13 protein-coding genes, 2 tRNA genes, 1 other RNA gene and 1 pseudogene are annotated in these 15248 nt (G+C 38.5%); 11 read left to right on the plus strand and 6 right to left on the minus strand.

Annotated elements, in window-relative coordinates; genetic code table 11:
* Window positions 1–111 precede the first annotated feature (111 nt).
* Window positions 112–453, plus strand: a complete 342-nt coding sequence (locus IO68_RS29435; protein ID WP_227502897.1) for a hypothetical protein — start codon at window positions 112–114, stop codon at window positions 451–453.
* A gap of 123 nt (window positions 454–576) precedes the next feature.
* Here IO68_RS29435 and IO68_RS29440 read toward each other — a convergent pair.
* Window positions 577–1801 (minus strand): annotated as a pseudogene (locus IO68_RS29440) (tyrosine-type recombinase/integrase).
* A 317-nt stretch (window positions 1802–2118) separates the two neighbouring features.
* Here IO68_RS29440 and coaD point away from each other — a divergent pair.
* The 5 genes from coaD (at window position 2119) to IO68_RS29455 (ending at window position 3724) form a co-directional block, all read left to right on the plus strand.
* A complete protein-coding gene (coaD, locus tag IO68_RS29445) occupies window positions 2119–2610 on the plus strand; it encodes a pantetheine-phosphate adenylyltransferase (protein WP_004881118.1) in 492 nt (163 codons plus the stop codon).
* A 1-nt stretch (window position 2611) separates the two neighbouring features.
* Window positions 2612–2875 (plus strand): YfhL family 4Fe-4S dicluster ferredoxin, encoded by a 264-nt coding sequence (locus tag IO68_RS0117060; RefSeq protein WP_031234889.1) that lies wholly within the window; start codon window positions 2612–2614, stop codon window positions 2873–2875.
* Between the two features lie 26 nt (window positions 2876–2901).
* An RNA gene (gene rnpB / locus IO68_RS33475) (RNase P RNA component class A) lies at window positions 2902–3257 on the plus strand.
* 62 nt (window positions 3258–3319) lie between these two features.
* Window positions 3320–3396: transfer RNA gene (locus IO68_RS29450), tRNA-Met, on the plus strand.
* Between the two features lie 251 nt (window positions 3397–3647).
* Window positions 3648–3724, plus strand: a tRNA-Met gene (locus IO68_RS29455).
* 88 nt (window positions 3725–3812) lie between these two features.
* On the opposite strand, the gene IO68_RS29460 is transcribed toward IO68_RS29455, so the two are convergent.
* On the minus strand, window positions 3813–4844 hold the full coding sequence (locus IO68_RS29460; RefSeq protein WP_023013897.1) for a hypothetical protein: 1032 nt from the start codon (window positions 4842–4844) through the stop codon (window positions 3813–3815).
* Window positions 4837–6462 carry an NAD+ synthase gene (locus IO68_RS29465; RefSeq protein WP_019385029.1) on the minus strand — a complete coding sequence of 542 codons (1626 nt, stop codon included), beginning with the start codon at window positions 6460–6462 and terminating at the stop codon, window positions 4837–4839. Before IO68_RS29465 ends, IO68_RS29460 begins: the two co-directional genes overlap by 8 nt.
* An 847-nt stretch (window positions 6463–7309) precedes the next feature.
* On the opposite strand from IO68_RS29465, the gene IO68_RS34025 reads away from it, so the two are divergent.
* Window positions 7310–7471: a hypothetical protein gene (locus tag IO68_RS34025; protein WP_004881106.1), complete on the plus strand. Its 162-nt coding sequence runs from the start codon at window positions 7310–7312 to the stop codon at window positions 7469–7471.
* Window positions 7472–7527: 56 nt separating this feature from the next.
* On the opposite strand, the gene IO68_RS29470 is transcribed toward IO68_RS34025, so the two are convergent.
* From IO68_RS29470 to IO68_RS29480, 3 genes are all read right to left on the minus strand, one after another.
* Window positions 7528–8052 carry a hypothetical protein gene (locus IO68_RS29470; RefSeq protein ID WP_023013898.1) on the minus strand — a complete coding sequence of 175 codons (525 nt, stop codon included), beginning with the start codon at window positions 8050–8052 and terminating at the stop codon, window positions 7528–7530.
* Window positions 8053–8280: 228 nt separating this feature from the next.
* A complete protein-coding gene (locus tag IO68_RS29475) occupies window positions 8281–8733 on the minus strand; it encodes a CopD family protein (protein WP_004881102.1) in 453 nt (150 codons plus the stop codon).
* A gap of 18 nt (window positions 8734–8751) precedes the next feature.
* Entirely contained in the window at window positions 8752–9981 is a 1230-nt protein-coding gene (locus IO68_RS29480) for a beta-ketoacyl synthase N-terminal-like domain-containing protein (RefSeq protein WP_004881100.1), read from the minus strand.
* A 290-nt stretch (window positions 9982–10271) separates the two neighbouring features.
* Here IO68_RS29480 and IO68_RS29485 point away from each other — a divergent pair, with 290 nt between their 5' ends.
* The 4 genes from IO68_RS29485 to fusA all read left to right on the plus strand — a co-directional run bounded on the left by IO68_RS29485 (window position 10272) and on the right by fusA (window position 15104).
* Window positions 10272–11612 (plus strand): EcsC family protein, encoded by a 1341-nt coding sequence (locus IO68_RS29485; protein ID WP_023013899.1) that lies wholly within the window; start codon window positions 10272–10274, stop codon window positions 11610–11612.
* 170 nt (window positions 11613–11782) lie between these two features.
* The gene (gene rpsL, locus IO68_RS29490; RefSeq protein WP_004638184.1) at window positions 11783–12157 is read left to right on the plus strand and encodes a 30S ribosomal protein S12; all 375 of its coding nucleotides are present in this window, start codon (window positions 11783–11785) and stop codon (window positions 12155–12157) included.
* Window positions 12158–12317: 160 nt separating this feature from the next.
* Complete coding sequence (gene rpsG, locus IO68_RS29495; RefSeq protein WP_004638185.1) at window positions 12318–12788, plus strand: 30S ribosomal protein S7; 471 nt, start codon at window positions 12318–12320, stop codon at window positions 12786–12788.
* A 177-nt stretch (window positions 12789–12965) separates the two neighbouring features.
* Window positions 12966–15104, plus strand: coding sequence for an elongation factor G (gene fusA / locus IO68_RS29500; protein WP_004881096.1), 2139 nt, complete (start codon window positions 12966–12968; stop codon window positions 15102–15104).
* Window positions 15105–15248: the final 144 nt, after the last annotated feature.

Genomic DNA, 15248 nt, shown 5'->3' on the forward strand with positions numbered 1-15248 from the left:
TGTTTTCTCAGCACACATCATGTCAAGAAATTGTGTTGATGCTATTTAATAATAGGACTTTTATGGTTTCAAGGTATTGATTTTATTTTTAATTGTTAGAAAAAATAATATATGGATGAAATTATGAAGGTCTATAATTTTATGTTCACTTATACGATATCCCAAAGTGGCTACTATAGTGATAAAAAATGTGAATCAATAAAAAAATTAGAGAATAATATTAGAGAAAGGCGAATAGAGAAATGGATTAAGCTGGATGTATTAGAAAATACTTTTATAGGCGAGTTAATACTTCATTCTTGTAGTATTCCTGAAAAAAGGGAAGAAGCTAAGCAGATTGTAAGAACTGTATTCGAAGAAATGATGTTTGAAATACAAGTATATAGTGATGTTACTTTTACTATAGCAATGCTGGTTGATGGATTAGGTAAATATATGGAATTTAATGCGTAGTGCGGATAACCTAAAATTTATCAACAATCGTTAAAATAGTGTTGATAAATTTACTACAAGTTCGCAATTAAAATTTTCATTTCGCCATTACCCCACAAACTGAAATTGTAGGGCGCTTATAATTTATAGTATCTTTATCTTCCAACTGTCAACAATATCAGCCCAGTCTTGCATCATTTTACGTCTTTGTTTTAGATGCTTGGAATGATCATAAGAAGCTTTAGTTTTATTGGATTCAGCATGTGCTAATTGTTTCTCGATCCATGCTTCCTCATAACCCTTTTCATATAGTAAGGTTGATGCTGTGGCTCTAAAATCATGAGTAGTTACATCTTTAAGACCGATATATTCCAGCATACTATTTAAAGTTGATGGTGAAAGCATCCCACTACTCTTTTTGCTAAAAATTGCAGGGAACACTAGAATGCCATCACCTGATATTTCATACTGCTGTTGCAAAATCTTATATGCTTGATCTGAAATTGGTAGTACGTGGATTCTAGCTTTCTTCATCACTTCAATTGGAAATGTAATTAATCTTGATTCAAAGTCTACCCATGACCATTGCATCTTTCTGATTTCTACAGCGCGTAGCATTGTGTATAAGAGGATAAAGCCTGCATTCTTCACAGTTTGTGTTCCATTGTATTTAGGTAGACTTGTTCTAGCTTTGTATCGCTCTTCTTTCGTTAATGCTCTTGCATGATTGACACGAGGGCGTTTTATTACATCACGTACTGCATAAGTGGGATCATTCTCAGCACGAAGCGTTGCTATAGCATATCGAATAACCCCCCCCAATGAATCTTCTGTTCTCAAGGGCCGCTGAAGCACCAGTAAATCTTCCATTTGATTCTTTTACAACACGATCTACCGTGTTATCTAGTATTTTAAGCACATCTGATGAGGTTACTGCGTTTACGTTCTTCTTTCCAATAACAGGTGAAATATCTTTTTCTAAAGCAATATCAAACTTCCCTTGATATGTTTCGGACTTTGAACACATTCGTTTCAGTTTAAATTCAGCAGCAATTGAATCAAATGTATTGGTTGTTTCGGCTAATACTTGGGCTCTAATATTTTTGCGATCTTCAACAGGATGTATGCCTTTTGCTAGCTTTGCTCTCATTTGATCTTTTAAAGAACGAGCTTCAGCTAAAGTAATTGAAGGGTATTCACCCAAGCTCATAGATGATTCTTTCCCTTGAAAAACAAATTTGAATCGCCATACCTTAGCACCAGTTGGTCTAATTTCTATATAGAGCCGATCAGAGTCTAGGAGTCTATATAATTTATCTTTTGGTTTCAGATTCTTAATTTTAACATCAGAAAGTTTTGTAGTAGCCATTCCGAATACTTTGAATAAAATGTTACCCGTATTATTACCCGTTTTGACAGTGGATTGAAAGACACTAAAAAGAACTAATAAATCTAGTAATTGTTTTATTTCAATTGGTTATGTAATTAAAAAGAACTGTAAGGAATTATAAAAAACATTAACCATTATTATTTTTTACTACTGTTGCTTTCGCCATAATTTAAACTTCCACAATTGCGCTTATTGTGCCGTAAAACGCAATCTTTTTCCATCATTTAGGAATTTAGCGTTTATGCTAAACTTTTGTTAAAATATGTACCTTATCTCATAGACGCAGAGTACAACGCATGTCTAAAACACGTGTGATTTATCCGGGGACATTTGATCCAATTACCAATGGTCATGTTGATTTGGTTGCTAGAGCATCAAAAATGTTTGATGAGGTTGTTGTAGCAATTGCGATTGGACACCATAAAAATCCAGTGTTTAGCTTAGAAGAGCGTGTAGAGTTAGCAAAAGCATCATTGAGTCATTTATCTAATGTGGAATTTGTGGGCTTTGATGGTTTGTTGGTCAATTTCTTTCGTGAACAACGTGCAACAGCAGTATTACGCGGTTTAAGAGCAATTTCTGATTTTGAATATGAGTTTCAGTTGGCAAACATGAACCGTCAACTTGATCCACAGTTTGAATCTGTATTTTTAACTCCATCGGAGCAATTTTCTTTTATTTCATCAACGTTGGTAAGAGAAATTGCACGATTGAAAGGTGATGTGACTAAATTTGTTCCAGCCATTGTGGTTGAAGCATTTGAACGTAAGCATCAACAAGGCTGGTAAAGTGTCATTATATATTACAGATGAATGCATTAACTGTGATGTCTGTGAGCCTGTGTGCCCTAATGAAGCTATTTATATGGGTGAGGTGATCTATGAAATAAATCCTGCGCTTTGTACAGAGTGTGTAGGACATCATGATCAGCCTCAGTGTCAGTTGTTTTGCCCAGTAGACTGTATTCCTCTTGATCCGCAGCATGTGGAATCACAAGATGAATTGATGGCAAAGTATAAAAAGCTCACGGCACAAAAAAATGCGAGCAATTAATTTTAATTTTTGATAAGATGCGCCTCGAAGTGGGCTGGACGGTCGCTGCTGTGGAGGTCTCCGTGACTGAAGCAGGGGAGGAAAGTCCGGGCTTCATAGGGCAAGGTGCCAGGTAACGCCTGGGCGGCGAAAGCCGACGGCAAGTGCAGCAGAGAGTAGACCGCCTCATTCGTGAGGTAAGGGTGAAAGGGTGCGGTAAGAGCGCACCGCGTGTCTGGTAACAGTTCACGGCAAGGTAAACCCCACCAGAAGCAAGACCAAATAGGAATCCTGAGGCACGGCCCGTGCTGGATTCGGGTAGGTCGCTTGAGCGTATGAGTGATTGTACGCCTAGAGGAATGATCGTCCTCGACAGAACCCGGCTTATAGGCTCACTTCTAAGATTTTTTGAAAATTGTGCTTGACGTGTGTAGCGAAAGTTAAGATAATGCGCCCACAGTTTTCGGCTATGTAGCTCAGTTGGTTAGAGCACCGCACTCATAATGCGGGGGTCACAAGTTCAAGTCTCGTCATAGCCACCATTTTATAGACCACGCTCCTGCGTGGTCTCTTTTTATCTGCTGTTTTTTAAAAACAACTTTTTTTATTTTTCTGATTGAATTTTTAACAAATCATTCTGACATTTTCATTAAATTTTTAATTTAGCTGTAAATTAGTTGAAAAATGATCAAATGCAATTTAAAAGAATAAAAACTGTTCATATGTCCTATATTTTCAATGCCATAGGCTTGACCTGTAGGGTGGAACACTAGATAATGCGCACACAGTTTACGGCTATGTAGCTCAGTTGGTTAGAGCACCGCACTCATAATGCGGGGGTCACAAGTTCAAGTCTCGTCATAGCCACCATTTTAAAAACCACGCTCCTGCGTGGTTTCTTTTTATCTATAATTCTTATAAAAAAAAGCCAAAGGTTACTTTGGCTTAAGAACAGATCTTATAAATGTTTTTCTATCATCGCTAACGTTTGGCTGTTTTCATAGAACGGCTTTAAAATTAACGTGATGATAGGCTCTAATACTTCATGTTCATCTAAAGCGACTACCACTTTAGGGTAGAACCGAACAGCCTCATTTTGAAGATCACTTTCTTCTAGTCCAATTGCAGCAAAAACATCTGCTAAGCTTTCATCTTTGTAGAAATCATAAAAGACTTTAACGCCGTATAAAATTAAGTCCTGAATATAAGAAGATTCGCGTAGTTCTTTCCAGTATTCGTAGATCATCACGAAAAATTCTTCAACATCAAGCGGGGTTACTTGCTTGGTGTATTCAGAGAGTGGTTTCGATTTATTATCATCCCAAACATTTCGAGCAAGTGTCTCTAAATCATCATTCGAAAGTAAGCTGAGATCTACGAGCTGCTCTTGAATGAAGCGAGCAATACTATCTTCAATTTTTTGTTCGATACGTTGTTGTTGGCGATGAGAGAATGTTTTTAGTTTCTGTTGCCATTCATATTTACTAGAAGAAACTCTGTCTTCATCAGATTGCGAGAATAATTTTGGTAATTTATTCTGTAATGTTGTTGTTGCAATATATTGGCAGAGCTGCTGAATAGACGGACTTTCTCTCAGGAAATGATTCAAATAGTGGCGAATATTTTCTAGCTCTAGAAACTTCGATAACCACATTTCAAACTGTTGGTCTGAAAATAAGTCTTGTAACTCTGCTGATGACTGTAAAGAAAAAACATGCAATCGTTGAGCGATTTCACCAATAAATTCTAATAGCCCTGCACCCAACTGCATTTCAAATGCATAGCGTTTTACGACCGCTTGAATTTGTTCTAGTTCGACAACTTCGTTGAGTTGAATATTGGGTGCGTGTTGCAAAAAAAGTTGAATAAACTGCTGAAAAAATTCAGCGGAAAGTTCAGTTGTAAGTTGTTTTTTATAAAATGCAACTTGCTCAAGCATAAGTGCTTGAGCAAGTAATTGTGACTTTTCAGAAACAATTTTTTCAGTCATTCGCTGTCCATCCATTGACGATAGGGTAGCGTCGTTCACGACTGAACGCACGCGAACTAATGCGTGGTCCAATTGCGCCCTGACGACGCTTGTATTCATTGCGATCAACCAAACGAATTACTTTCTCTACGACTTCTGCTTCGTAGCCTTTAGCAATAATGTCTGCTTGACTCAGGTCTTCTTCAATATATGCATACAAGATTGCATCTAATACGTCATATGCAGGTAAAGAGTCTTGGTCTTTTTGATCTGGACGTAATTCCGCTGAAGGTGGGCGAGTAATCACACGCTCAGGAATAACTGGAGTTTCGTCTAAAGTGTTGCGATATTTCGCTAATTCAAACACGATAGTTTTGTAGACATCTTTTAATACAGAGAAACCACCAACCATATCGCCATATAAAGTACAGTAACCAACTGAAATTTCAGATTTGTTTCCTGTAGAGAGCACAAGATTACCGAATTTATTTGATAATCCCATCAGTAATGTGCCGCGTGTACGGGCTTGTAAGTTTTCTTCTGTTGCATCAGCTGGGCTATTTCCAAAGAATGGATAAAGCGTTTGCATGAAGCTATTTACAATCGGATGAATTTCGGCGATGCCAAACGTCACACCCATGCGGCGTGCCTGTTCAGTTGCATCTTCGACACTCATTTGTGATGTGTAAGTGTACGGCATCATCACAGCCTGAACTTTATCCGCGCCAATCGCATCGACTGCAATTGCAAGCGTTAATGCTGAGTCAATACCGCCAGATAAACCCAAGATGACACCAGGAAATCCTGAACGTTGAACATAATCACGAGTCGCTAGAACTAGCGCTTGATAAATTTCAGCGAAAGTTTCTAAAGCTGGCGCTGTTTCAGACGTTTTAAATTGTTTTTGTTCTGCATCGTACTCTGCAATATAAAGGTCTTCTTTAAAGCTTGGTGCTTGTAAAGCAGCTTGACCATTGTTATTGCAGACAAAGCTCGATCCATCAAAAATTAAGTCATCTTGTCCGCCAACTTGGTTAACGTAAATAACATTAAGACTTAATTGTTTAGCAAGCTCATTTAATGTTTGAACTCGATGTTGTGGCTTGCCAACTTCATATGGTGATGCATTTAAAACTAATACGGTTTCTACATTCAGCTGACTTAATTGTTTAACTGTATTGAGTGACCAAACATCTTCGCAAATGAGTACGCCAAATTTATGTCCAAGGTACTCAAAAATTAAATGCTGATGACCATCTTGGAAATAACGTTTTTCATCAAAAACGCTATAGTTTGGCAAGTTGTGTTTATTATAAATGCCCAAAACTTGACCATCTTTCATGACGGCAGCAGAGTTGTAACGATGACCATCTTCAGTTTGGTGCACAAAACCAAACACCATTAAAATATCTTTTACTTCGCTTAATTGGGCGAACGCTTTTTGAGTGCGTTTTTGTAAATTAGGGCGGAGTAATAAATCTTCTGCTGGGTAACCGATGGTAGAAAGTTCAGGGAAGATGACCAAATCAGCCTTTTGTTGTTTCGCTAGATTTGCTTGTTCAACCATCTTTTGAGTATTTGCGTCAATATTGCCAATATGCGGAGAGAACTGAGCAAGGGCAACTTTAAAATTTTTCATTCAAACCTAATCCTGAGTTTTAACTAGTGCTGAAATACAAGGTTTTGATTTATATAGGTATAGTTTTAAAAACGCTTGTATATCATGGTGTCAAACATTCTATATCTTAAAGAAAAATGACAAGTTTACTAATATATACTAAATGCACATTTTTCTGCGTAAAAATAACAAGTTTTTCTGTATAAAACAGCAACATTTCTCAATGTTTGCGTTGTTATGGTGCATGATTGTGAATAAATTTAATATAGCTATAAAAAGATTTTTTTCATGTCAATTTCGCATATAGAAATGACAGCTAAATGACATCATAGAAATCATTCTTTCGTATGATTTCTATCTTGATTTGAAAAAAATGCGAAAATTTAGAGTTTCTCTAAAATATAAATGATTCAAATATATAATTTTATTGAGTTGTACCTTTTTTGACCGTTCGTCGGGAATCTATTTGCTACACTTGAGTGTACATTTGTGCACTGCTATTATCCTAATCAATGTGAACATATGTACACTGTGATTTAAATTAAGTATGTAGCGATACATGCTCAGAAAAACAAAGAGGTATTCACTATGTCAGTTGTATTATTTCCAGTTATCGCATTTGGTTTAGCTGTAGTTGTTGGTCGTGTAGGCACGATTATTTTAAATGATGGCGATCAGCAAGCTTAAGCTAGCAGATCACATCTACTATCCAGTTACAAGTGAGGTGAAATATATGTCTATTTTATTAATATTAGCTGTTGCATCTGGCTTAGCCATTACTGTTGGTCGTGTAGGTACAGTAATGCTTCGTGAGAATGAGAACTAAGTTTTATTCACTCAATAAGCATTTTGAAGAGAGGTTGATGATATGACTTTGATGCTTGTGTATTTTGTAATTGCTTTAGGATTAGCAATTGGTGCGGGACGTATGAGCACAATCGTTATGGATGCAATGCGTGTAGATTTTACGACTGAAATGGATGATAGTCATGAACTCAACTCTGAAACTCAAAAAAGTACTGCTATGTAATACATGTTGTAGTTCTTTTACTTAAAAGCTCTGTAAATTAAATTTATAGAGCTTTTTTATTTCCCAAGAATAATGTTTGGAATCTTATTTAAAAAAATGTCTCGGGCAACGTCTCCTTGTTGTTCAATATTGTAGTCTGAGAAGGCTTTTCCTTGAATAAAATGATAATGGTAGGGATTGTATTTTTTAAAACTCAAATAATAGCCTAATTGTAAGATTGCACCCTTTAGAATGACATTTGTCTGTTGCTGAAACTGTAAGATATGTGCCATTTCATGAATAAAAATTCCTTGTAAGTTGGTTGAGCAACTTGAGTAGTCAGAACGGAAATACTTGGGATGAACAAATAGATTTCCATTTGGGGCAATAAAAATGTTTTCTGGTTGCCAAGGTAGGTACGGGATGTTAAAAATTTTTACTTCTTTGTAGTTAATTAAATGACCAAAGACTGAGCTTGCCATTTCGATTTCACCTGTAGTCAATTGACGATATTGAAATTGATCTATTTTCAGATAAATGATTAAGCTGGAAATGAATCGAGCATTTAATCTGTTTAAATAGTGCTGAGATGGTTTGATCATCAGAATTTGATATATGAAAAAACTTAAATATCTATTCTAAAATAGAATATTTGTTAGATAGTTGTTTTTTGGTATTTAGGCAATTTAATGGTTTTTGGATATTTAAAAACAAGAAAATGGCCTAGTTTGAGCTAAGAGTGTATTAATTATTTGTAATATTTAGTATGAATACGAAAAATGCTGTACAAGCATATAAGCAAAGTACAGCATCCGAGAAGATTCGCTCATTTAAAACTGAGGTTTTACGACCACAAGAATGACCACTGCAAATAGGATCAGTGTTGGCATTTCATTAAAGAAGCGCCAAAACTTATGTGATTTGTAGTGAGCATTACCAATCAGCTTTTTACGGTAATAACCACATACTAAATGGTAGATCACTAGTAAGCCAACCAAGCCTACTTTGAGATAAAACCATAATGCATCGTGGTAATGTCGAGTTGCATCACCCCAATCAACTAGAAAGTGAGCAGTAATTAATGTGGCAATCATGGATGGCCACATAATCCCTCGATATAACTTGCGTTCCATCACTTCAAAGCGTTGATGGCTTAGAGCATCTTCACTCATGGCGTGGTAAACAAAAAGACGTGGTAAGTAGAACAACGCAGCGAACCAACAAACCACGGCAATAATATGTAATGCTTTTACCCACAAGAAAGCATCAGAAGGTGCATCCATCGATAATCCTAGGTGGGATTATGCATCCCACTTCTTGAAAATAAGGCAAGCGTTAACACCGCCAAAGCCAAAACTGTTACTCATCACAGTATTCAGTTTTGCATCACGTTTTTCAAGTACAATATCGAAACCTTGAGCACCTTCATCAAGTTCAGTCACATTGATGTTTGGAGCGATAAAGTCATTTTGCATCATTAATACAGAATAAATCGCTTCTTGAACGCCTGCTGCACCCAAGCTATGACCAGTCATTGATTTTGTTGAGCTTAGTGCTGGAACTTTACCTTCACCAAATGCGCGCTCCATTGCTTTTAGCTCAGTTACATCGCCAGCAGGGGTAGATGTACCATGTGTATTCACATAATCAACTTTTTCTACACCATGTTGTTTGGCTTCATCTAATGCCATAAGGATACAACGTGTAGCACCTTCACCTGATGGTGCAACCATATCGGCACCATCACTATTCGCAGCATAAGCAACGACTTCAGCTAAGATATTTGCACCACGTGCTTGAGCATGTTCTAGTGATTCTAAAACCACAAAACCACCGCCGCCTGCGATGACAAATCCATCACGGTCTGCTGAGTATGGGCGAGATGCGGTTTCAGGAGAGTCATTATATTTAGAACATAAAGCACCCATCGCATCAAATAGTAAGCTTTGAGACCAATGGTCTTCTTCACCACCACCTGCAAGCATTAAATCTTGCTTACCAAGTTGAATGAGGTTAAAAGCGTATCCAATAGCATCTGCTGAAGTTGCGCATGCACTGGTAATAGAGTGCGCGATCCCTTGAAGTTTTAAAGCGACGCCAACGTTTGCAGTAATCGTATTACTCATATTACGTGGAACGAAGAAAGGACCGACTTTACGTGCGCCTTTTTCCTCAAGAAGCTTTACCATTTCAGTCACTGATGCAGTTGAGTTACCACCAGAACCGCCAGCAATACCATAACGTGGATTATGGGCTAAATCTTCTTGTTTAAGACCTGCGTTTTCCACTGCTGCGATAGCTGCATTATATGCATACATCGCGCATACGCCCATAAAGCGCTTAAGTTTACGATCAATACCGTCAAAGTCTTGTACTGCTGCAGCACTTACATGGCTTTTGAAGTTAAGTTCTGCATAAGTTGGGTTAAAACGTGTTCCAGAGATTCCATTTTTTAGAGAATGAGTAACCTCTTCTAAAGAGTTACCGATACATGAGTTAATGCCCATACCAGTGATTACAACACGTTTCATTTACAGTTCCCTTTTATGGTAATACGAAGCCTTTGTAGTTATCGCTATGAATACAACTCAGGAGAATATAACGATTAAAATGGCTTTTGAGTGAATGACACCATGATAGCAGAAAGGTTTTTTATTTCTTATGGCAAATTTTATGCCTATTTCCAGTTGTGTAAATATTGGTAAACATAAGTGATGTTGTGACGAAACGTAATGAAAGAATACAGATAAAAGTTGAGATAAATCTGCATTCAACCTAGTATTTACCTAGAAATGCACAGATTACAGAGCAGAGGTTCTTGATGGCAAAATCTAAAAACAAGCAAACTTCAGGTTTATTTGCACAAGCCTTTGGAGTGGCTAAAAAGCTCAGTTCCGAATTACAAAAACTTCAAGTAGCTCCAACCACATCTGGTGCTGAACTTGCGAATGCATCACAGATTGTTGAGGGAAAAGCTCGTTTTAAAAGCCCATTTGAGGTGGAGAGTTATGAAAGTCCACAACATATGCTTCGTCAACAGTTACCTAAATTGTCCCATCAATTACTAGGTCGTCATTATGGTCGTGTAAATAATGTAGCGACCTTTGTTTCACCTGATCTTGGTGAAAAAGTTTCTGACTATTTATTCCAATGGTTAAATGAGTTTAGTTCAAATAGCTCTTTAACTGAGAAAATTCTTGAGGAGGCTGGAGTAAAAGACATTGCTGAGTTGACGCGTGATACAGGTCGCTCACAACGTTTAAGTCAAGCATTGATTGAACAGAATAAATTATTAGCTGCTGCTCAAGGTTTAATAACAGGTGCGACAGGTGTATGGGGTGCTGCTGTTGATATTCCAGCATCTATTGTTTTGGCGTTGAGAACCATCTATCAAACTGGGCGTTCTCATGGCTTTGACTTATCTGAAGATGCAGACCAAGAGATTGTTGCTTTTGTTTTTAAAGAAATTGATTTGGGTCTTGTTGCTGAAAAGCAAACATTATTACTCGCACTGAAAGCATTAAAATCAATGCTAGAAACGCATGACTTGCAGCAATTCCAGCAATTATTGGGTTCAAATAATGATATTGAACTTATTAAGAAATGGCTGGTCGATGAAGAAGGGCAGTTTAAGTGGGGGTGGCTCAATCATATTCCACAAGTTTCTGTTATAGGCCGGTTAACACCAGTTGCAGGAGCTGCCTTAGGTGGTTTTTATAGTTGGAAGCTTCTAGAAGATGTTGGACATAAATCGCAGTCTATTTTTGGTGCTGCACGTTTCTATTTAAATGAGCATCCAGATGAAAATATTTCTCCATTAGAGGCTTATTTAAAGGCTGAAGCTTTATTGAAAAAAGCAAGTCCAAGACTTTTAAATGCGGAGAATGTAAACAATGCATCGCAAAGTAACGCTCAGAATGAAGTGATCACTCTGGTAGAGGTTCAGGCGAAAAAACAGGCTGAGACTAATGAATCTAAGCTTGATGAGGTAGAGTTAGGGATTGAACAACTCGCTGAAAAGCATGTGGTTGAACATGAACATACGAAACAGCAGCCTGCTTTAAGCGATGCAGAAGAGCAACAAGTTTTTACTGAAAAAGCAGAACTTGTCACTGAACAAAAGACGATAGATATTGAGCCAGCGTCGAACAAACACAGCTAATTTATTTCAGGATGTGTAATACATACTGAAAATTAACAAAACTCTAGGAATGGTCAGCATTTGCTATGCATCGCAATGTTGACCATTTTTACTTCTTGGCTTACAATTATGTGCCCTTGAAAAGAGGTGTTTTTCTTTTTGAGGTTGTTTAATAACGGGAGAATTGCCAAATGGCAACAACAAATCAGTTGATCCGTAAGGGTCGTACAACTTTGATTGAAAAATCAAAAGTTCCTGCGTTGAAGGCTTGTCCACAACGTCGTGGTGTATGTACACGTGTATATACGACTACACCTAAAAAACCTAACTCAGCAATGCGTAAAGTTTGCCGTGTTCGCTTAACTTCAGGTTTTGAAGTATCTAGCTACATCGGTGGTGAAGGTCATAACTTACAAGAGCACAGTGTTGTTCTTATCCGTGGTGGTCGTGTTAAAGACTTACCAGGTGTACGTTACCATACCGTTCGTGGTTCTTTAGACTGTGCTGGCGTGAAAGATCGTAACCAGTCACGTTCTAAATACGGTGCTAAACGTCCTAAGAAGTAATTCTAGGAAACTAGCCCAAGCAACCCTTTAGCGTTTCGCTTGTTTGAATTCTTCATAGATTTGTAATTCAAGCGACGTATAGTAAGGCCAGCGTCATGTACATGACACTTAGTACAACTGCTGGATCATCCTGAAGTGTCATATTATTAGGTGTATTAAAATGCCAAGACGTCGCGTAGTCGCTGCTCGTGAGATCCTTCCAGATCCAAAATTTAGCAGCCAAACAATCGCTAAATTCATGAACCACGTAATGCAAGATGGTAAAAAATCTGTTGCTGAAGGTATCGTTTACGGTGCTTTAGAACGTGTTCAAGAAAAAAACAAAGTAGACCCAGTTGAATTTTTCGAGACTACTCTTGAAAAAGTTCGTCCTATGGTTGAAGTAAAAGCACGCCGTGTTGGTGGTGCTACTTATCAAGTACCTATGGAAGTACGCCCATCCCGTCGTACTGCTTTAGCTATGCGTTGGTTAGTAGATGCTGCTGCTAAGCGTTCTGAAAAAACGATGGCTTTACGTCTTGCTGGTGAGTTGCTTGATGCAGCTGAAGGTAAAGGTGCAGCGATCAAAAAACGTGAAGACGTGCATCGTATGGCTGAAGCCAACAAAGCCTTCTCTCACTACCGTTTCTAAGCGGATAAAACAGTCCCTAATCAGGAGAATATTCATGCGTACAGCAGCTCGATTCAACATCGCTCTTTATCAAAGTGGGAGCTTTGCGGGTATTTAAGTTGCCTGCTTGGATATTCGTGCGCATCAATTTAATTGGTGCGTCCTGTTTTAAATATAACATTTAGGAATGTAGACATCATGGCTCGCCAAACCCCTATTACTCGTTACCGTAACATCGGTATTTCTGCGCACATTGACGCAGGTAAAACAACTACAACTGAACGTATCTTGTTCTACACAGGTGTATCTCACAAAATTGGTGAAGTACACGACGGTGCAGCAACAATGGACTGGATGGAACAAGAACAAGAGCGTGGTATTACAATTACCTCTGCTGCGACAACTTGTTTCTGGTCTGGTATGGCTAACCAATTCCAACAACATCGTATCAACGTAATTGATACACCGGGACACGTTGACTTCACAATCGAAGTTGAACGTTCAATGCGTGTTCTTGACGGTGCGTGCATGGTTTACTGTGCAGTTGGTGGTGTACAGCCTCAGTCTGAAACTGTATGGCGTCAAGCTAACAAATATAAAGTGCCTCGTTTAGCATTCGTGAACAAGATGGACCGTACAGGTGCAAACTTCTTCCGTGCTGTTGAACAAGTTAAAACTCGTTTAGGTGGTAACCCTGTTCCTATCGTTGTGCCAATTGGTGCAGAAGATACGTTTGCAGGTGTTGTTGACCTTATCGAGATGAAAGCGATTATCTGGGATGAAGCATCTCAAGGTATGAAGTTTGAATACGGCGATATTCCAGCTGACCTCGTTGATACGGCTAACGAATGGCGTACTAAGATGGTTGAAGCTGCTGCTGAAGCTTCAGAAGAGTTGATGGACAAGTACCTTGAAGAAGGTGATCTTTCTAAAGAAGAGATCATTGCTGGTTTACGTGCTCGTACATTAGCATCTGAAATTCAAGTAATGCTTTGTGGTTCTGCGTTCAAAAACAAAGGTGTTCAACGTATGTTGGATGCTGTAATTGAATTCTTACCATCACCTACAGAAGTTAAAGCAATCGAAGGTATCCTTGACGACAAAGACGAAACTAAAGCGTCTCGTGAAGCATCTGACGAAGCTCCGTTCTCTGCGCTTGCGTTCAAAATTATGAACGACAAATTCGTAGGTAACTTAACATTCGTACGTGTTTACTCTGGTGTTCTTAAACAAGGTGATCCAGTTTATAACCCAGTTAAATCTAAGCGTGAGCGTATCGGTCGTATCGTGCAAATGCATGCGAACGAACGTCAAGATCTTGATGAAATCCGTGCAGGTGATATCGCAGCGTGTGTAGGTCTTAAAGACGTTACTACTGGTGATACATTATGTGATGAGAAAAACATCATTACACTTGAACGTATGGAATTCCCAGAGCCAGTAATTTCATTGGCTGTTGAACCAAAAACTAAAGCTGACCAAGAAAAAATGTCAATTGCTTTAGGTCGTTTGGCGAAAGAAGATCCATCGTTCCGCGTTCGTACAGATGAAGAATCTGGTCAAACGATTATTGCGGGTATGGGTGAACTTCACCTTGACATCATCGTTGACCGTATGAAGCGTGAATTCGGTGTTGAAGCGAACATTGGTAAACCAATGGTTGCTTACCGTGAGACGATCAAAAAATCTGTTGAGCAAGAAGGTAAGTTCGTACGTCAAACTGGTGGTAAAGGTAAGTTTGGTCACGTATATGTACGTCTTGAACCGCTTGATGTTGAAGAAGCTGGTAAAGAATACCAATTCGTTGAAGAAGTTGTTGGTGGTGTAGTACCTAAAGAATTCTTTGGCGCAGTTGACAAAGGTATTCAAGAACGTATGAAGAATGGTGTATTGGCTGGTTACCCTGTTGTGGGTATCAAAGCGACATTATTCGATGGTTCTTACCATGATGTCGACTCTGATGAATTGTCGTTCAAAATGGCTGGTTCATACGCTTTCCGTGACGGTTTCATGAAAGCTGATCCTATCCTTCTAGAACCAATCATGAAAGTTGAAGTGGAAACTCCAGAAGACTACATGGGCGATATCATGGGTGACTTAAACCGTCGTCGTGGTATGGTTCAAGGTATGGACGATCTTCCTGGTGGAACGAAAGCAATTAAAGCTGAAGTACCACTTGCTGAGATGTTTGGTTACGCGACTCAAATGCGTTCTATGTCTCAAGGTCGTGCGACTTATTCTATGGAATTCGCTAAATACGCTGAAACTCCACGTAACGTGGCTGAAGGCATCATCGCTAAGTTCCAAGCTGGCGGTAAAAAAGGTGACGACGAGTAATCTTTCGATTACTATATTACCCAACTAAAATTTAGTTAAAAAACCAAGTGCTCATGGGCGACCCTCATGAGCAGTTTATAAAGGAAGATCATCATGGCTAAAGCCAAGTTTGAACGTAATAAGCCACACGTAAACGTGGGTACA

Source organism: Acinetobacter sp. COS3 (assembly GCF_000475335.1).
GTDB classification, from domain to species: Bacteria; Pseudomonadota; Gammaproteobacteria; order Pseudomonadales; family Moraxellaceae; genus Acinetobacter; species Acinetobacter venetianus.